The organism is Geobacter sp. PheSNFMC, from assembly GCF_059620965.1.
Genome location: NZ_JCAMRN010000037.1, coordinates 1 through 17,173, shown reverse-complemented (window position 1 = coordinate 17,173; position 17,173 = coordinate 1). Strand labels below are relative to the sequence as shown.

Annotated in this window: 17 protein-coding genes; 14 read left to right on the top strand and 3 right to left on the bottom strand. The window is 62.6% G+C overall.

Annotated elements, in window-relative coordinates; all coding sequences use genetic code 11:
* Nucleotides 1–28: 28 nt before the first annotated feature.
* The 3 genes from yhbY to AC6CDK_RS09875 all read right to left on the bottom strand — a co-directional run bounded on the left by yhbY (nt 29) and on the right by AC6CDK_RS09875 (nt 2,069).
* Nucleotides 29–325, bottom strand: a complete 297-nt coding sequence (yhbY, locus tag AC6CDK_RS09885; RefSeq protein ID WP_010941918.1) for a ribosome assembly RNA-binding protein YhbY — start codon at nt 323–325, stop codon at nt 29–31.
* Nucleotides 326–404: 79 nt separating this feature from the next.
* Nucleotides 405–719 (bottom strand): Hpt domain-containing protein, encoded by a 315-nt coding sequence (locus tag AC6CDK_RS09880; protein WP_066357628.1) that lies wholly within the window; start codon nt 717–719, stop codon nt 405–407.
* A 12-nt stretch (nt 720–731) separates the two neighbouring features.
* Nucleotides 732–2,069, bottom strand: a complete 1,338-nt coding sequence (locus AC6CDK_RS09875; RefSeq protein ID WP_192905548.1) for an ATP-binding protein — start codon at nt 2,067–2,069, stop codon at nt 732–734.
* 208 nt (nt 2,070–2,277) lie between these two features.
* Here AC6CDK_RS09875 and lepA point away from each other — a divergent pair, with 208 nt between their 5' ends.
* From lepA to AC6CDK_RS09805, 14 genes are all read left to right on the top strand, one after another.
* Nucleotides 2,278–4,080, top strand: a complete 1,803-nt coding sequence (lepA, locus tag AC6CDK_RS09870) for a translation elongation factor 4 (protein WP_039645526.1) — start codon at nt 2,278–2,280, stop codon at nt 4,078–4,080.
* 24 nt (nt 4,081–4,104) lie between these two features.
* Complete coding sequence (gene lepB / locus AC6CDK_RS09865) at nt 4,105–4,773, top strand: signal peptidase I (protein WP_039645524.1); 669 nt, start codon at nt 4,105–4,107, stop codon at nt 4,771–4,773.
* Between the two features lie 441 nt (nt 4,774–5,214).
* Nucleotides 5,215–5,748, top strand: a complete 534-nt coding sequence (gene pyrR, locus AC6CDK_RS09860; protein ID WP_039645522.1) for a bifunctional pyr operon transcriptional regulator/uracil phosphoribosyltransferase PyrR — start codon at nt 5,215–5,217, stop codon at nt 5,746–5,748.
* 65 nt (nt 5,749–5,813) lie between these two features.
* On the top strand, nt 5,814–6,749 hold the full coding sequence (locus AC6CDK_RS09855) for an aspartate carbamoyltransferase catalytic subunit (RefSeq protein ID WP_039645520.1): 936 nt from the start codon (nt 5,814–5,816) through the stop codon (nt 6,747–6,749).
* Between the two features lie 89 nt (nt 6,750–6,838).
* Nucleotides 6,839–8,113 carry a dihydroorotase gene (locus AC6CDK_RS09850; protein WP_039645518.1) on the top strand — a complete coding sequence of 425 codons (1,275 nt, stop codon included), beginning with the start codon at nt 6,839–6,841 and terminating at the stop codon, nt 8,111–8,113.
* Nucleotides 8,114–8,160: 47 nt separating this feature from the next.
* Complete coding sequence (carA, locus tag AC6CDK_RS09845) at nt 8,161–9,285, top strand: glutamine-hydrolyzing carbamoyl-phosphate synthase small subunit (protein ID WP_039645516.1); 1,125 nt, start codon at nt 8,161–8,163, stop codon at nt 9,283–9,285.
* A 57-nt stretch (nt 9,286–9,342) separates the two neighbouring features.
* Nucleotides 9,343–10,245, top strand: a complete 903-nt coding sequence (locus AC6CDK_RS09840; RefSeq protein WP_192905547.1) for a radical SAM protein — start codon at nt 9,343–9,345, stop codon at nt 10,243–10,245.
* A gap of 1 nt (nt 10,246) precedes the next feature.
* Nucleotides 10,247–10,576, top strand: a complete 330-nt coding sequence (locus AC6CDK_RS09835) for a DMT family protein (RefSeq protein ID WP_039645513.1) — start codon at nt 10,247–10,249, stop codon at nt 10,574–10,576.
* Nucleotides 10,577–10,615: 39 nt separating this feature from the next.
* Nucleotides 10,616–13,861: a carbamoyl-phosphate synthase large subunit gene (carB, locus tag AC6CDK_RS09830; RefSeq protein ID WP_192905546.1), complete on the top strand. Its 3,246-nt coding sequence runs from the start codon at nt 10,616–10,618 to the stop codon at nt 13,859–13,861.
* Nucleotides 13,862–13,949: 88 nt separating this feature from the next.
* Nucleotides 13,950–14,426, top strand: a complete 477-nt coding sequence (gene greA / locus AC6CDK_RS09825) for a transcription elongation factor GreA (protein WP_039645509.1) — start codon at nt 13,950–13,952, stop codon at nt 14,424–14,426.
* A 72-nt stretch (nt 14,427–14,498) separates the two neighbouring features.
* A complete protein-coding gene (locus AC6CDK_RS09820; protein ID WP_039645507.1) occupies nt 14,499–14,696 on the top strand; it encodes a DUF1858 domain-containing protein in 198 nt (65 codons plus the stop codon).
* Between the two features lie 183 nt (nt 14,697–14,879).
* Nucleotides 14,880–15,911 (top strand): energy-coupling factor ABC transporter permease, encoded by a 1,032-nt coding sequence (locus AC6CDK_RS09815; protein ID WP_192905545.1) that lies wholly within the window; start codon nt 14,880–14,882, stop codon nt 15,909–15,911.
* Nucleotides 15,912–15,938: 27 nt separating this feature from the next.
* Entirely contained in the window at nt 15,939–16,751 is an 813-nt protein-coding gene (cbiQ, locus tag AC6CDK_RS09810) for a cobalt ECF transporter T component CbiQ (protein WP_066357619.1), read from the top strand.
* Nucleotides 16,748–17,173 (top strand): energy-coupling factor ABC transporter ATP-binding protein (locus tag AC6CDK_RS09805; protein ID WP_496639815.1); only part of this gene is annotated, 426 nt, incomplete at its 3' end. The genes cbiQ and AC6CDK_RS09805, both read left to right, overlap by 4 nt.

Here is a 17,173-nt window from a genome sequence, read left to right as displayed (position 1 = left end):
CTTTTTCGTGCATGGCGGGACGCAGGCCTTACTTCGCTTTGGGGAGTTCCAGTTTCGGTTCCTGCGCCCTGCGGAACAGCAGGAAGGTTCGGCCGAGGACCTGGGCCACCTCGGCGCCGCAGGCCGAGGCCAGTTCTTCGGCGGCTTCGTGACGGTCCAGGAGGCAGCTTTCCAGGATCTTGACCTTGATCAGCTCGTGGTGCTCAAGGGCCTCGTCGGTCTCTTTGACAAGGGCCTCGCTGATCTCGCCTTTGCCGATGGTGATGACCGGAGCAAGGGAATGTCCCAGGCCCCGGAGGTGTCGTTTCTGTTTGCCGGTCAGCATGCGTACGGATCCTTTTCGTAGGGAGAATGCAGATGGTATAGCACGAAACAGCGGGCGGCACAACCGGCCCCATGCCCCGTCACTCGCAGACCGGTTCCACCATCTCCAGGTAGCGGGCGAGCAGGTTGATGAACCGCTCGACCGCCGGCCACCGACCCTGGGTCGCAGCCCGCTCCATCCGCTCGCCGATGGCGCTCACGGCATCGAAACCGAACGAGCTTCCCGCCCCCTTGAGGTTGTGGGCTATCTTCCGGATGAGGGACGAATCCTCATGCGCGAGTGCATCCTGGAGTGATGCCACGTCCTGCCAGCGGTGGGCGATGAACACCGGCACGATGTCGATGAGCTCGGGGTCTATCCTGACCCGGTACGTTTTTAAGGCTCGTTCTGCCATGGCGTCTCCCGGTCACTGCCGCGCCAGTTCTGCCACCGTGCGCAGCAGGGTGTCCTTTCTGATCGGTTTCGAGAGATGGCTCGTGCATCCCGCTTCAATGGTTTTCAGGGAATCGCTCTTTTCGGCGCATGCGGTGAGTGCCACCACCGGCACCGGCGTGCGCCCCCGTTGCCGTTCCCATTCCCGCAGGGCCCGGGTGGCGGTGTAGCCGTCCATCACCGGCATCTGGATATCCATCAGCACCAAGTCGAAGTCTTCGGCCATGAACATGTCCAGCGCCTCTTGGCCGTTGACGGCACTGCGGACCTGATGGGAGGCACCGCGCAGGAAGGCGGCGATCAGCAGCCGGATGTCCTCCGCATCTTCAACCACCAGCACCCGCAGCGGGGGGGCGGATTCCGACGCCTTTTCCTGGCCGTCGGCGGATGCCTGCCGGTCGCCGGTAATGGTGAGGCTGAAGGGGATCGTCACAATGAAGCGGCTCCCCCTGCCTTCGGAGCTTTCCACGGTGATGTCGCCGTCCATGGCCTCGATGAGCCCCTTGGCGATGGCAAGCCCGAGGCCGGTTCCGCCGAAGCGCTTGGGGGTCTCGGGGGGTCCCTGGTCATAGCTTTCGAAAATGCCGCCCAGCCTGTCGACCGGGATGCCGATGCCCGTATCTTCGATGACAAAGCGTATCATTGCCGGCGACGAAGCCGGCAGCGGGCCGGGTATCCTCTCGACGCGGATCGTTACCGCCCCCTCCGGGGTGAACTTTATCGCATTCCCGGCCAGATTGACGATCACCTGCTGGACCCGCGCCGGGTCGCCCAGGAGGCGCGGCGGAACGTCCGGCGACACCTGCCACGAAAGCTCCAGCCCCTTGCGCCTCGCCTGCCAGAGAAGCTGGTTTCCCGTGGCCGCGACAAGCCCGGCCAGGTCGAAGGGAAGGCTCTCCAGGCGTAAGTGGCCCGCTTCCAGGCATGACGTGTCCAGAATGTCGTTCACGAGGCAGAGCAGGAGTTCGTTGGCGTGCTGGAATCCGTCCAGGTAGTGGCGCTGGGTTTCGTCGAGGCGGGTCTGGCGGAAGAGATCGATGGCCCCGGAGATCAACTGGAGCTGCGAGCGGATCTCGTGGCTGGCATGGGCCAGAAGTTCACTTTTGGCCGTGGTGGCCGCGTCTGCCGCTGCCGCGGCGGCTCGAAGCTCCTGCTGCGCGGTCCGGAGCCGTTCGTTCTCGCCCAGAAGTCCGGTCAACTGGTTCTCAAGTTCCCGAATCCGGTTCCGGTCCGTGGGCGGCACAAGATTTTGCCGGCTGTCGGAGCCGTTGTCAGTGGTCTGGTGCTGGCCGGAAGCTGGTTGAAGCGTCATGGTGGATTGTATCTGGTCCCGTGATCTGATGTTACTTTGATGAAATTGCATTAAAAATGTTATCATAATTGCCAGGGTGCGGCAAAGGGAAAAAGTTTGATCTTGCTAATACGCAGGTGCCGCAAACCGGCCCTGGAGAAAATGCCTTTACAACAGAGCTGGTTATCCATTATCCTTCATCGGTTACACTCAGAAGAGACAGGTGTTTATGAAGATTGAGACCATCAGGAATTTTTCGATTATCGCCCACATTGACCATGGCAAGTCCACCCTTGCGGATCGGCTGCTGGAGTATACCGGCGCCCTCACGGAGCGGGAGAGGCAGGACCAGTTCCTGGACAAAATGGACCTGGAACGGGAGAGGGGTATCACCATCAAGGCCCAGACGGTGCGGCTCACGTACCGGGCTGACGACGGCCGCGAGTATATCCTGAACCTCATCGACACGCCGGGCCACGTGGACTTCACCTACGAGGTCTCCCGGTCCCTGGCCGCCTGCGAAGGTGCCCTGCTGGTGGTGGACGCCTCCCAGGGGGTCGAGGCCCAGACCCTTGCCAACGTCTATCTCGCCATCGACAACAATCTGGAAGTCTTTCCGGTCCTCAACAAGATCGACCTGCCCGCGGCCGAGCCGGAGCGGGTGAAGCACGAGATCGAGGAGATCATTGGCCTCGATGCCCACGACGCGGTCATGGCCAGCGCCAAGGAGGGGATCGGCACCCGGGAGATTCTGGAGGAGATCGTCAAGAAGATCCCACCTCCGGAAGGAGATCCGGCTGCTCCGCTCAAGGCCCTGCTCTTCGATTCGTGGTACGACCAGTACCAGGGCGTGATCATCCTTGTCCGGGTCATCGACGGCACTGTGAAGAAGGGGGACAAGATCCAGCTCGTCTCCACCGGCCGCAGTTACGAAGCCCTGAAGGTCGGCGTCTTTGCTCCGGTGATGCGTGAAGTGCCCCAACTGGCGGCGGGGGAGGTCGGTTTCCTCATTGCCGGCATCAAGGATGTGGCCGACGCCAAGATCGGCGATACCGTCACCCACACCCTCAAGCCCTGCGCAACGCCCCTCGGCGGGTTCAAGGAAGTGAAGCCCATGGTCTTCTCGGGGCTCTATCCCATCGACACCGCCCAGTACGAGCAACTGCGCGACGCCCTGGCCAAACTCAAGCTGAACGACTCCTCCTTCTCCTTCGAGCCGGAGACCTCCCTGGCCCTCGGCTTCGGGTTCCGCTGCGGCTTCCTGGGTCTGCTCCACATGGAGATCATCCAGGAGCGCCTGGAGCGGGAGTTCAACCTCGATCTGATTACCACCGCCCCCACGGTCGTGTACAAGGTCCACCGGATCAAGGGGGACATGATCACCATTGAGAGCGCCAACCAGTTGCCGCCGCTCCAGGAGATCGACTACATCGAAGAGCCCTTCATCCTCGCCTCCATCCACACGCCCAACGAATTCGTGGGGGGCATTCTCTCCCTGTGCGAGGAGAAGCGCGGCGTCCAGCGCGAGATCAAGTACCTCACCCCCACGCGGGTGATGATCATCTATGAACTCCCCCTCAACGAGGTGGTCCTCGACTTCTATGACCGGTTGAAATCAATCACCAAGGGATACGCCTCACTGGATTACGAACATCTGGACTACCGCCGCAGCGACCTGGTGCGGATGAACATCCTCATCAACGGCGAGGCCGTGGACGCGCTTTCCCTCATCATCCACCGGGACAAGGCCTACTACCGGGGCCGCGACCTGGTTTCGAAGATGAAGGAACTGATCCCGCGCCAGATGTTCGAGGTGGTCATCCAGGCGGCCATCGGCTCCAAGGTCATCGCCCGCGAGACGGTGAAGGCCCTGCGCAAGGACGTGCTCGCCAAGTGCTACGGCGGCGACATCAGCCGCAAGCGCAAGCTTCTGGAAAAGCAGAAGGAAGGAAAGAAGCGGATGAAGAACGTGGGGAACGTCGAGCTTCCCCAGGAAGCGTTTCTCGCCATCCTCAAGGTGGAAGAGAAGTAGTTACCCTTTCCGAAAGGACCATCAATGGACTACAAGGAAACCCAGTACGGCCAGTCAACGCCGTCGGAGCAGGCTGCCGAGCCGGTCAGGAAAAAGCACATCGTCCGGGAATACGCCGAGTCGATTATCATAGCCGTCATCCTGGCCCTCATCATCCGGACTTTCGTGGTGCAGGCATTCAAGATTCCCTCCGGCTCCATGGAGGACACGCTTGCCATCGGCGATCACATCCTTGTCAGCAAATTCATCTACGGCACCAAGATCCCCTTTGTGGACGGCCGCTACCTGAAGATCCGCGACCCGAAGCGGGGTGACGTGATCGTCTTCGAATACCCCGAAGACCCCAGCAAGGATTTCATCAAGCGGGTGATCGGCCTGCCGGGCGATACGATCCAGGTGGTCCAGAAGCAGGTCTTCATCAACGGCAAGCCGTTCTCGGTTCCCCAGGAGGTTCACAAGGAAAAGGATGTCATCCCCGCGGCCCAGAATCCCCGCGACAACTTCGGGCCGGTCACGGTACCGGAGAACAGCTATTTCGTGATGGGCGACAACCGGGATCGTTCCTATGACAGCCGGTTCTGGGGCTTCGTCAAGAACAGCCAGATCAAGGGGCTCGCCTTCATCAAGTACTGGTCCTGGGACCGGGAGAAGTTCCGCGTGCGCTGGGGAAGCATCGGCGACATCATCAAATAGCCGCATTGTTCGTGACGGAACTGTTCAGAGGGGCCCTCCTGCCGGAGGGCCTTTTCTGTGTCACAGGGTGTCGCCGCATGGGGATCACTGAGATGTCCGCGGGTAGCACGCATAATGCCCAGCCGACCCCACTGGAAATGGTTGTTCTTTCCGTGTGGGCGCCTGTCCGTGCCAAGTGGCGGAAGATGGCGCATCCGCCGCGCAGGGGAAGGGATTCTTTGTCCAGGGCGACAAAACAATCTTGACTCCCGGGTGGGCCAGGTGATAAATTCGTCAAGATTTTTCTCGTCCCTTTTAATTTAGCCCCGTGAGGTTAGCAAAGGTGATGAAGATAGTGTCGCTGTATGGTCACTACTCCACGAGCCTTTCCGCCTATAGTCCGCGGGAGGGCTTTTTTTGTGGCATGTGAGCGGCCGGTGAGCCGGCGAAAGGGGGAGCACGGTGGCAAACGGAACGGTGATTCTTGATACGGCTGGGGTGAAACGGGCGCTGACCCGCATTGCCCACGAAATCCTGGAACGGAACAAGGGGGTCGACGACCTGGTGCTGGTGGGCATCAGGACCGGTGGCGTCCACCTGGCGCGGGAGATCGCCGCGCGGCTCGAAGAGATCGAAGGTGTGACCGTGCCGGTGGGCGAGGTGGATATCACCCTCTATCGCGACGACTTCAAAGGGCATGCTCGCCATCTGCCGGTGGGCAGGACCGACATTCCCTTCTCCCTCGAAAACAAGAGGGTGGTGCTGGTCGACGACGTCCTCTTTACCGGCCGCACCATCCGTGCCGCCATGGACGCCATGATGGACCACGGCCGTCCCGCCTGCATCCAACTGGCCGTCCTCGTGGACCGCGGTCACCGTGAGCTGCCGATCCGGGCCGATTTCGTGGGCCGCAACGTACCCACGAGCCTCAAGGAAAAGATCGCGGTCCTGTTCGATGCAGCCAGCCGGCCCACCGATGTCGTGCTGGAGAAGTGACCGGGGACGAGACGCAACGAGCAACTACCATTACCTGCCCGCGAGACGGGCAAACAGGGGGGACGATGGGGTTCAAGCATAAGGATATCATCGGGTTGCAGGACCTGGCCCGGGAGGAAATTCAACTCCTTCTCGACACGGCCGACAACATGAGGGAGATCAACTTCCGCGACATCAAGAAGGTGCCGACCCTGCGCGGCAAGACCGTGGTGAACGTCTTCTACGAGGCATCCACCCGGACCCGGACCTCCTTCGAAATCGCGGCCAAGCGCCTTTCCGCCGATACGATCAACATCTCGGCCTCAACCAGCTCCGTGACCAAGGGGGAAACCCTTTCCGACACGGCCCGGAACATCCTGGCCATGAAGCCCGACATCATCGTCATGCGCCACGCCGCTTCGGGCGCTCACCACTATCTGGCCCAGCGGGTCTCCTGCTCGGTCATCAATGCCGGCGACGGCGCCCATGAGCATCCCTCCCAGGGGCTTCTGGACATGCTGACCATGCGCCAGAAGTTCGGAACCCTCGAAGGGCTCACGGTGGCCATTGTCGGTGACATCACCCACAGCCGCGTCGCCCGCTCCGATATCTTCGGCCTCACGAAGATGGGGGCGAGCGTTCGCCTGGCCGGTCCGCCGACCATGATGCCCCCCGGCATCGAGCGGCTCGGCAACGTGACCGTCTGCCGCGACATGCGCGAGGCCATCGAGGGTGTCGACGTGGTAATGATGCTCCGCATTCAGCTTGAGCGCCAGGGCAAGACCCTGCTGCCGACCCTGCGCGAGTACTCACGCTACTACGGCCTCAATCCCCAGAACCTGAAGCTGGCCAAGCCAGGCGCCATGGTCATGCACCCGGGTCCCATCAACCGGGGGGTGGAACTTTCCTCCTATGTGGCGGACAGCGACCAGTCGGCAATTCTCACCCAGGTCGAGAATGGCGTGGCCGTGAGGATGGCGATGCTCTATCACGTGCACGGCGGCGAACTGGCCACGGAATAATTCTGGGTGTCGGAGGGGCGAATCTCATGTTCGCCCCATGCAAAGGCGATCGCACGGATCGTCCCTACACGAATCGCGAGGTGACCACTATGAATCTATTGATAAAGGGAGGGAGGGTGATCGACCCGTCCCTGGGGATTGACGAGACGCTCGACGTTCTCGTGGCAGACGGGAAGGTGAAGGAGCTGGGCACGGGCCTGAAGGCTCCGGCCGGGGCGGAGATCATCGACGCCACCGGCCTGATCGTCACGCCGGGGCTCATCGATATGCACGTGCACCTGCGTGACCCGGGACTCGAGTACAAGGAAGACATCGTGACCGGCACCAGGGCGGCCGCGGCCGGCGGGTTCACGTCGGTGGCCTGCATGCCCAACACCAAGCCGGTGAACGACAGCAAGGCAGTGACCAGCTACATCGTTGCCACGGCTAAGGCAGAGGGTTTCGTCAACGTCTTCCCGGTGGGGTCCATCACCCAGGGAAGCAAGGGGGATGCCCTGGCCGAGATGGGCGATCTGAAGGAAGCCGGCTGCGTGGCGGTTTCCGACGACGGCCGGCCCGTGACCAGCTCCGAGCTCATGCGTCGGGCCCTGGAGTACGCCAAGGGAATGGGGATCATGGTCATCTCCCATGCCGAGGATCTTTCCCTGGTGGGCGAGGGGGTCATGAACGAGGGGTTCGTCTCCACGGAACTGGGGCTCAAGGGAATACCCTGGGCCGCCGAGGATGTCGCCACCGCCCGTGACGTGTACCTGGCCGAGTTCACCAACTCGCCGCTCCACATCGCCCACGTCTCCACCAGGGGGGCGCTGCGGATCATCCGCAACGCCAAGGCCCGCGGCGTGAAGGTCACCTGCGAGACCGCGCCCCACTACTTCAGCCTCACCGACGATGCGGTGCGCGGCTACAACACCAACGCCAAGATGAACCCGCCGCTCCGCACGGCCGATGACGTGGCCGCGGTCAAGGAGGCCCTGAAGGACGGCACCATCGACGCCATCGCCACTGACCACGCCCCGCACCATTTGGACGAGAAAGATGTGGAGTTCAACGTGGCCCTGAACGGCATCATCGGCCTGGAAACCTCGCTGCCGCTGTCGCTGAAGCTGGTGGAAGAGGGGGTAGTGACCCTGCCGGCGCTGGTCGAGAAAATGTCGTGCAACCCGGCCGCGATTCTCGGCATCGACCGGGGTACGCTCCGGCAAGGCGCGATTGCCGACGTCACGGTCATCGATCCGAACGCGACGTGGACGGTGGAGGCCGACAACCTCGCCAGCAAGTCCAAGAATTCTCCCTTCCTCGGGTGGGAGATGAAGGGCGCCGCGGCATACACCATCGTCTCCGGTAGAGTGGTTCACAAACGCTAAGCACAAAATAATCCGTGGCTGATTGTATAGTTGCAAAGGGAGTTGTTATGAAAGCAGTCCTAGCGCTCGCGGACGGGCGCGTCTTTGAAGGGAAATCATTCGGTGCCACCGGCGAGGCCGCCGGCGAGGTTGTCTTCAACACCGCCATGACCGGCTACCAGGAGGTCCTGACCGATCCTTCCTACCGGGGGCAGATGGTCACCATGACCTACACCCAGATCGGCAACACCGGCATCAATCCGGAGGACATCGAGAGCAAACAACTCTACCTGTCGGGCTTCATCGTCAAGGAGTACCACGACTGCTACTCCAACTGGCGTGCCACCATGAGCCTCGACGCCTATCTCAAGGAGAACGGGGTGGTCGGCATCCAGGGGATCGATACCCGGGCACTTACCCGGCACCTGCGGGACAAGGGAGCCCAGAACGGCATCATTTCCACCGTGGATTCGGACCACGAGAGCCTGGTGAAAAAGGCCCGTGCCGTGCCGAGCATGGCCGGCCTCGACCTGGCGACCGGCGTCTCCTGCGACAAGCCCTACCACTGGACCGAGAAGCTCTGGGACCTGGAGGCCGGGTACACCGCCGCAACACCTGACGAGTTGAAGTACAAGGTGGTGGCCTACGATTTCGGCATCAAGTACAACATCCTCCGCTGCCTGGTGTCGGCCGGCTGCGACGTGACCGTGGTGCCCGCCACGTTCCCGGCCGAGGAGGCCCTGGCCATGAACCCGGACGGCATCTTCCTCAGCAACGGCCCCGGCGACCCGGAGCCCATGACCGCCGTCATCGAGAACATCAGGAAGTTCGTGGGCAAGAAGCCCATCTTCGGCATCTGCCTCGGTCACCAGCTCCTGGGCCTCGCCCTCGGCGGCAAGACCATGAAGCTCAAGTTCGGTAACCACGGTTCCAACCTGCCGGTCATGGACCTGGAAACCCGCAGGGTGGAGATCACCGCCCAGAACCACGGCTTCTCGGTGGATATCGTCTCGCTCGGCCATGCCTGCGAACTGGCCCACGAGAACCTGAACGACCAGACCGTTGAGGGGATGAAGCACAAGGATCTCCCCATCTTTTCGGTCCAGCACCACCCCGAGGCATCGCCCGGTCCCCACGACTCACACTACCTGTTCGGGCGCTTCGTGGAGCTGATGGAGAAGGGAAAGGCATAGGGCCGGAACGGTTGCGTCCGGCACGATGGTGACCCCCGGGATCGCCCCTGCACAATCATGCGGTATATCGATCTTTATCAATCAGGCGAATTACTGACGCGGGTCAGGCAGGCCTATGCCCGGCTCCGCTCCTGCGACCTCTGCCCCCTCAACTGCCGGGTGAACCGCCTGGCGGGCGAAACCGGTTCCTGCCGGGCCGGATGGCAGCCCCGGATCGCGTCGGCCAATGTCCACCACGGCGAAGAGCCCCCCATCTCCGGGACAAAAGGATCGGGGACGATCTTTCTCTCCTGGTGCAGCCTCCACTGCCGGTTCTGCCAGAACTTTCCCATCAGCCAACAGGGGACCGGGACCGACCTGACCACGCTGGATCTGGCTGTTCGGATGCTTGGGCTGCAGAGGCGCGGGGTGCACAACATCAACTTCGTCACGCCGACCCACTTCCTGCCGCAGATCCTGGCGGCGCTCTGGCTGGCGATTCCCCGCGGATTCCGGCTTCCGATCGTCTGGAACTCCGGCGGCTACGAGAAGGTGGACGCCCTCCGCCTTCTGGACGGTATCGTGGACGTCTATCTGCCGGACATGAAGTATGCGGCGGAAGAACCGGCGGTCCGGTTCTCCTCGGCCCCCGGCTACCGGGAAACGAATCGATTGGCGGTTGCCGAGATGCTCCGCCAGGTGGGTCACCTGGAGCTGGACGCCGCCGGGATTGCGGTACGGGGGCTCGTCATCCGCCACTTGGTGCTGCCGGAAGGGGCAGCCGGCAGCGGCGAGACGCTCCGCTGGATTGCCGCAAACCTGGGGACCGAGACCCACATCGCCCTGATGAACCAGTTCTTCCCGGCCCACCGGGCCGTTGAGACGCCGGGGATACACCGCAAGATCACCGACGAGGAGTACGACGAGGCGGTGGAGGCCCTGGAGGAGGCCGGCCTGGAAAACGGCTGGGTGCAGGAGTAGCATGAGGACGATCGTATTGCTGGCGCTGTCCAACGTGTTCATGACCTTTGCCTGGTATGCGCACCTGAAGAACCTGAAGGCGGCACCCTGGTACATTGCCGTGGTCGTGAGCTGGGGGATCGCTTTCTTCGAGTACCTGATCCAGGTGCCGGCCAACCGGATGGGCTATGGGACCTTCAGCCTGGGGCAGCTCAAGATCATGCAGGAGGTTATCACCCTTGCGGTCTTCGTCCCCTTCGCGGTCTACTACATGGGCCAGCCCCTGAAACTGGACTATCTCTGGGCCGGCTGCTGCCTGGCAGGAGCGGTGTTTTTCATCTTTCGCGCGTAGCCCTTTCGTTAACGACGATACAGTCACCAAGGAGTTGTAATGCCCAAACGTACCGACATCAAAAAGATCCTCATCATCGGCGCCGGTCCCATTGTCATCGGCCAGGCGTGCGAGTTCGACTACTCCGGCACCCAGGCGTGCAAGGCGCTGAAGGAGGAGGGATTCGAGGTGGTGCTGCTCAACAGCAACCCGGCCACCATCATGACCGATCCCGATTTCGCCGACCGGACCTACGTGGAGCCGGTGACCCCGGAGGTGCTGGCCAAGATCATCGAGAAGGAACGTCCCGATGCGGTGCTGCCGACCCTCGGCGGTCAGACGGCCCTGAACACCGCCGTGGCCGTGGCCGAGAACGGCACTCTGGAAAAATTCGGCGTGGAACTGATCGGCGCCAAGCTTCCGGCCATCAAAAAGGCCGAGGACCGGACCCTCTTCAAGGAGGCCATGGAGAAGATCGGCCTTTCGGTGCCCCGCTCGGGCCTGGCCCACAACCACAGCGAGGCCATGGCGGTGGTCAAGGCCGTCGGCTTCCCCGCCATCATCCGCCCCTCTTTCACCCTGGGCGGCACCGGCGGCGGCATCGCCTACAACATGGAAGAGTACGAGAGGATGGCCATGGCGGGCATCGACGCCTCTCCCACCGATGAGATCCTGGTGGAGGAGTCGGTCATCGGCTGGAAGGAGTACGAGCTGGAGGTGATGCGCGACACGGCCGACAACGTGGTCATCATCTGCTCCATCGAGAACTTCGATCCCATGGGGGTCCACACGGGCGACTCCATTACCGTGGCCCCGGCCCAGACCCTGACCGACAAGGAGTACCAGATCCTCCGGGACGCGGCCCTGAAAATCATCCGCGAAATCGGGGTGGACACCGGCGGCTCCAACATCCAGTTCGGCATCAACCCGCGCAACGGCCGCCTCGTGGTCATCGAGATGAACCCGCGGGTTTCCCGCTCGTCTGCCCTGGCCTCCAAGGCCACCGGCTTCCCGATCGCCAAGATTGCGGCCAAGCTGGCCGTGGGTTACACTCTGGACGAGATCCGCAACGACATCACCCGGGAAACCCCGGCCTGCTTCGAGCCCACCATCGACTACGTGGTGACCAAGATTCCGCGCTTTACCTTTGAGAAGTTCCCGGCAGCGGATGCGACACTGACTACCCAGATGAAGTCGGTGGGCGAGGTCATGGCCATTGGCCGCACCTTCAAGGAGTCGTTCCAAAAGGCGCTCCGTTCCCTGGAGATCGGCTCTGCCGGGTTCGAGTCGCGGCTCTTCGCCAACGGCGATACCCGCCGGGCCCTGGCTCCCAATGAGCAGCAACTGCTCCAGGATAAGCTACGGGTGCCCAACTGGGAGCGGCTCTGGTACCTGGGCGACGCCTTCCGGTGCGGCATGAGCATCGACGAGGTTTTCCAGCTCACTGCCATTGATCCGTGGTTCCTCCACAACATCAAGCAGATCATCGACAAGGAGGAGGAACTGAAGAAGGTCGATGTGGCCGCCGAAGCCCCGGACACTCTGCGGGCCATCGTGCGCGAGGCCAAGCAGTACGGCTTCTCCGACCGGATGCTCGGCCGGATCTGGGCCACGAGCGACGAGGATATCCGCCAGCTGCGGCTTTCACTCGGCATCAAGCCCGTGTTCAAGCGGGTCGATACCTGTGCGGCCGAGTTCGTGGCCTACACCCCGTACCTCTACTCCACCTACGAGGACGAGTGCGAGGCCGAGGTGACCGACCGGAAGAAGATCATGATCCTCGGCGGCGGCCCCAACCGGATCGGCCAGGGGATCGAGTTCGACTACTGTTGCGTCCACGGGGTCTTCGCCCTGGCCGAAGACGGCTACGAGACCATCATGGTCAACTGCAACCCGGAAACGGTCTCCACCGACTATGACACCTCCGACCGCCTCTACTTCGAACCCCTCACCTATGAGGATGTCCTCTCCATCGTCGATCTGGAAAAGCCCGAGGGGGTCATCGTCCAGTTCGGCGGCCAGACACCGCTCAAACTGGCCGTGGCCCTGGAAAAGGCCGGGGTACCCATCATCGGCACCTCCCCCGACGCCATCGACCGGGCCGAGGACCGGGAGCGGTTCCAGGAGATGCTCCGCAAGCTTAACCTGCTCCAGCCCGAGAACGGTACGGCCCGCTCCTTCGAGGAGGCAGAGGAGGTGGCCAACCGGATCGGCTACCCCGTGGTGGTGCGTCCCTCCTACGTTCTTGGCGGGCGGGCCATGGAGATCGTCTACGATGAGGGAGGCCTGCGCCGCTACATGACCACCGCGGTCCAGGCATCGCCGAAGCATCCGATCCTCATCGACAAGTTCCTGGACAAGGCCATCGAGATCGATGTGGATGCCCTCTGCGACGGTACCGAGATGGTGATCGGCGGGATCATGGAGCACATTGAGGAGGCGGGGATCCACTCGGGAGACTCGGCCTGCTGCCTGCCGCCCCATTCCATCTCCCAGGCTCTGGTTGATGAAATCAGGCGCCAGACCACCGTCATGGCCCTGGAGTTGAACGTCAAGGGGCTCATGAACGTCCAGTACGCCATCAAGGACGGCACCATCTACATTCTGGAAGTGAACCCGCGGGCGTCCCGGACCGCCCCCTTCGTGTCCAAGGCCACGGGCCGCCCCCTGGCCAAGATCGCGGCCCGGATCATGGCGGGCAAGAGCCTGAAGGAGCTGGGCGTAGCCGGTGATATCGTGCCGAAGCACATGTCGGTGAAGGAGGCGGTTTTCCCCTTTGTGAAGTTCCCGGGAGTCGATACCCTGCTCGGGCCGGAGATGAAGTCCACCGGCGAGGTCATGGGGATCGGTCCCGACTTCGCCACGGCCTTTGCCAAGGCCCAGCTCGGCGCCAACGTGAAGCTTCCCCGGTCCGGAAAGGTTTTCATCAGCCTCCACGACGCTGACAAGAAACATATTGTCGAATCAGCTAAAAAACTCTATAATGCCGGTTTTAGACTGGTCGCCACCCGTGGTACCGCAGCCTTCCTGAAGGAGAGGGGGGTTGAGGTGGAGGTGATCAACAAGGTGCTTGAAGGCCGTCCCCACGTGGTTGACGCCATCAAGAGCGGCGACATCTGCATGGTGCTCAACACCACCCAGGGGGCCCAGGCCGTGGCCGATTCCTTCTCCATCCGGCGCGAGGCCCTCATGCACAACGTGGCCTACTTCACCACCGTTGCCGGGGCAAACGCTGCTGCGGGCGGAATAGTCGCCATGCTGGAAGGGGAGCTTGACGTGAACCCCCTTCAGGAGTACCTCGGCTGACGCGCAGAGGTTACAACATAGTTCATTCATCCCGAGGCGGCCCGCAGGGCTGCCTCGTCATTTTGATACGCAGAGGAGCCTGGAGTACATGTCGCACACCATACCGATGACCAAGGAAAGCTACGAGGCGCTCCAGGAAGAGCTCAAGCGCCTGATCCGCGAGGAGCGGCCCCGGGTGATCCAGGACATAGCCGAGGCCCGCAGCCACGGCGACCTGTCGGAAAACGCCGAGTACGATGCGGCCAAAAACCGCCAGGCCTTCATCGAAGGGCGCATCCTGGAACTCCAGGGCAAGCTCGCCCGGGCCTATGTGGTGGACCTGACGGGGATGAAGCCGGACAAGGTGGTGTTCGGGGCCACCGTTACCCTCTACGACACGGCCACCGAAGAAGAAGTCACCTACAAGATCGTGGGCGAAGAAGAGGCCGACATCAAGCTCGGCAAGATTTCCTGCACCTCGCCGGTGGGCAAGGCCCTCATCGGCCACAAACTCGACGACAGCGTCAAGATCAAGGTGCCTTCCGGGCTCAAGGAATACGAAATCATCGACATCAAGTACGTCTGAAGCGCGAGTCTTTAATCGCAGAAATGCTGCCTGCGGGGATTTCCCCGCAACACCTTTGAAAGAGGATCCGACATGACCCAGAAGTTCACGAAAGACATGACCTTTGCCCAGGCCCTCCAGACCCATCCGGGAGTGGCCGGCGTGCTTCGTTCCTACAACCTCGGCTGCATCGGCTGCATGGGTGCCCAGAACGAATCCCTCGAACAGGGCGCCAACGCCCACGGTCTCAATGTGGATGATATTCTCAGGGATCTGAACGCCCTCTCCTGAGGAGCAGCACCATTAATGAAAAAGGGGAGCCCGGCCCGGGCTCCCCTTTTTTTGTGGAGAGAGCTCTCGGGAATATGTATACGCCATAATGCTGTTGACATACCATCCTGTGTCGGTTATTTGTAGCGTGTTACGATGTGCTTGATTGGTGGCACGCGAGTGGTGCCGGAAAGCGGGGACAGCATGCACATGGCGGATGCGCTTATTTCACCGGCAATCGGGGGGGCGCTGTGGGCGGCTACGGCCGGTACCGTTGCCTGGAGCTGCCGCAGGGTGCGGCAGGAGCTCGATGAGCGGAAGGTGCCGCTCATGGGGGTACTCGGCGCATTCGTGTTCGCGGCGCAGATGATCAACTTCACCATTCCGGGGACCGGATCCAGCGGGCACCTGGGGGGGGCATTGCTGCTGGCGGTGCTGCTGGGACCCCACGCAGCGTTTCTGACCATTGCATCGGTACTGGTGGTGCAAGCCCTGTTCTTTGCGGACGGGGGCCTGCTGGCGCTCGGATGCAACATTTTCAATCTCGGCTTCTTTCCCGCATTCATTGCCTACCCCTTTATCTACCGCGTGATTGCGCCTCCCGGCTCGGACCAGGGGCGAGTCACTATGGCATCTCTGGCCGCAGCGGTCGCCGGCCTGCAGCTCGGCGCCTTGGCCGTGGTGCTCCAGACGGTTGCTTCCGGTATTTCGGCGCTTCCCTTCACCTCCTTCGTGCTTCTCATGCAACCGATCCATCTGGCCATCGGCGTGGTGGAGGGGCTCGTCACCGCGGCGGTGATCGGTTTCGTGAGCCGCGTTCATCCCGAGATCACCGGTTTGCGAGGGTCCCTTCCGGAGCGGAGCACCGTTCCCGGCCTCCGGCGGGTGCTGGTGGCCCTGGGGGTGACGGCACTGCTCACCGGCGGCATCGTCTCCTGGTTCGCATCGGAGAACCCCGATGGCCTCGAATGGGCCATCAGCCGGGTTACCGGTTCCGATGAGCTGGCTGCGCCGCCCGATGGCGTCCACGGCGCGGCAGCCTCCTTTCAGGAGAAGATCGCGTTCCTGCCCGACTATTCCTTTCCCGCCCCCGCTGCCCATGATGCCGCCGGCGCTGCCGCTTCGACCGGCAGCGGCCGGCTCGGTACCTCGGTTTCAGGGGTCGTGGGGGGGGTGCTGACTCTCGGGATCGCGTTCCTCATCGGCCTTATTCTGCGCCGCCGCGCGTCTTCATAAGCGGTTCCGCCCTGATCGCCGCCCTCCATGGCTCCCCTTGAATCGGCGCTCCGTGAGCTGAACCGGCTCGACCTCCTCGCAGGCGGAAACTCGGCTGTCCACCGGCTCGATCCCCGGGCAAAGGTGTTCGTCACCCTCGCGTTCATCGTCGCGGTCGTTTCCCTGGGTCGCTATGAGCTGGCGGCCCTTGTCCCCTTTGCGATATTTCCGGTGGCACTGACTGCCTCCGCAGGCCTGCCGGCAACGGCCATCCTCCGGAAGCTGCTGGTGGTCCTCCCCTTTGCCGTGGTGGTGGGATTGTTCAATCCGCTGCTGGACCGGCACCCCTTGCTCACCCTCGGTCCCCTGGTGATTTCCGGGGGATGGATTTCATTCCTGTCCATTATTGTCCGATCAGTCCTTACGGTGGGCGCTGCCGTCGTGCTCGTGGCTGTGACCGGGTTTTCAGGCATCTGCATGGCCCTGGAGCGGTTCGGGGTTCCCCGGCCGTTCGTGGTCCAACTGCTGTTTCTCTATCGATATCTCTTCGTTTTGGGAGACGAGGGGGGACGGATGGTCCGGGCGCGGGAGCTGCGCACCTTTTCCGGTCGGGGGAGGGGGCTGAGGGCCTACTCCGCCCTGGTGGGAAGCCTGCTCCTGCGTACCTGGGACCGGGCCGAGCGGATTCACATGGCCATGCTCTCGCGGGGCTTCAACGGGCAATTCCACGTGCGGCGCGAGGGCCGCATCGGCCGCGCCGAGCTGATCTTTACGGCCGGCTGGTGCGCACTCTTCGTGCTGTTCAGGCTGGTCAACATTCCCCATCTGCTGGGGGTGCTGATAACGGGGGGATATCCATGAGCCATCACATCGTCGAGGTCCGCGACCTCTGTCATTGCTATCCCGACGGCACCGAAGCCCTGCGCGGCATCAGCTTCCGGATCCATCACGGCGAGTCGGTGGCGGTGGTGGGGGCGAACGGGGCGGGGAAATCCACTCTGCTGCTGCACCTGAACGGGTATCTCGCGCCCACCCGGGGAGATGTGCGCGTGGGCGATACGCCCGTGGTCCGCACGACGCTTCCCGAGGTGCGCCGGACCGTCGGCATGGTCTTCCAGGATCCCGATGATCAACTCTTCATGCCGACGGTCTTTGACGATGTCGCCTTCGGCCCCCTCAACCTGGGGCTGCCACCGGCAGAGGTGGAGCGCCGGGTCACGGATGCCCTGGAACGGGTCGGCGTCGCACATCTTCGCGACAAGCCCCCCTATCGCCTGTCGGGG

What these genes read in the sequence shown, in the direction of transcription:
- AC6CDK_RS09840 (WP_192905547.1), top strand. Translation starts at nt 9,343, where the DNA reads ATGCGGTATATCGATCTTTATCAATCAGGCGAATTACTGACGCGGGTC.
- AC6CDK_RS09850 (WP_039645518.1), top strand. Translation starts at nt 6,839, where the DNA reads ATGAATCTATTGATAAAGGGAGGGAGGGTGATCGACCCGTCCCTGGGG.
- AC6CDK_RS09815 (WP_192905545.1), top strand. Translation starts at nt 14,880, where the DNA reads ATGCACATGGCGGATGCGCTTATTTCACCGGCAATCGGGGGGGCGCTG.
- carA (WP_039645516.1), top strand. Translation starts at nt 8,161, where the DNA reads ATGAAAGCAGTCCTAGCGCTCGCGGACGGGCGCGTCTTTGAAGGGAAA.
- AC6CDK_RS09855 (WP_039645520.1), top strand. Translation starts at nt 5,814, where the DNA reads ATGGGGTTCAAGCATAAGGATATCATCGGGTTGCAGGACCTGGCCCGG.
- carB (WP_192905546.1), top strand. Translation starts at nt 10,616, where the DNA reads ATGCCCAAACGTACCGACATCAAAAAGATCCTCATCATCGGCGCCGGT.
- lepA (WP_039645526.1), top strand. Translation starts at nt 2,278, where the DNA reads ATGAAGATTGAGACCATCAGGAATTTTTCGATTATCGCCCACATTGAC.
- AC6CDK_RS09835 (WP_039645513.1), top strand. Translation starts at nt 10,247, where the DNA reads ATGAGGACGATCGTATTGCTGGCGCTGTCCAACGTGTTCATGACCTTT.
- AC6CDK_RS09880 (WP_066357628.1), bottom strand. Translation starts at nt 719, where the DNA reads ATGGCAGAACGAGCCTTAAAAACGTACCGGGTCAGGATAGACCCCGAG.
- AC6CDK_RS09875 (WP_192905548.1), bottom strand. Translation starts at nt 2,069, where the DNA reads ATGACGCTTCAACCAGCTTCCGGCCAGCACCAGACCACTGACAACGGC.
- greA (WP_039645509.1), top strand. Translation starts at nt 13,950, where the DNA reads ATGTCGCACACCATACCGATGACCAAGGAAAGCTACGAGGCGCTCCAG.
- cbiQ (WP_066357619.1), top strand. Translation starts at nt 15,939, where the DNA reads ATGGCTCCCCTTGAATCGGCGCTCCGTGAGCTGAACCGGCTCGACCTC.
- lepB (WP_039645524.1), top strand. Translation starts at nt 4,105, where the DNA reads ATGGACTACAAGGAAACCCAGTACGGCCAGTCAACGCCGTCGGAGCAG.
- yhbY (WP_010941918.1), bottom strand. Translation starts at nt 325, where the DNA reads ATGCTGACCGGCAAACAGAAACGACACCTCCGGGGCCTGGGACATTCC.
- AC6CDK_RS09820 (WP_039645507.1), top strand. Translation starts at nt 14,499, where the DNA reads ATGACCCAGAAGTTCACGAAAGACATGACCTTTGCCCAGGCCCTCCAG.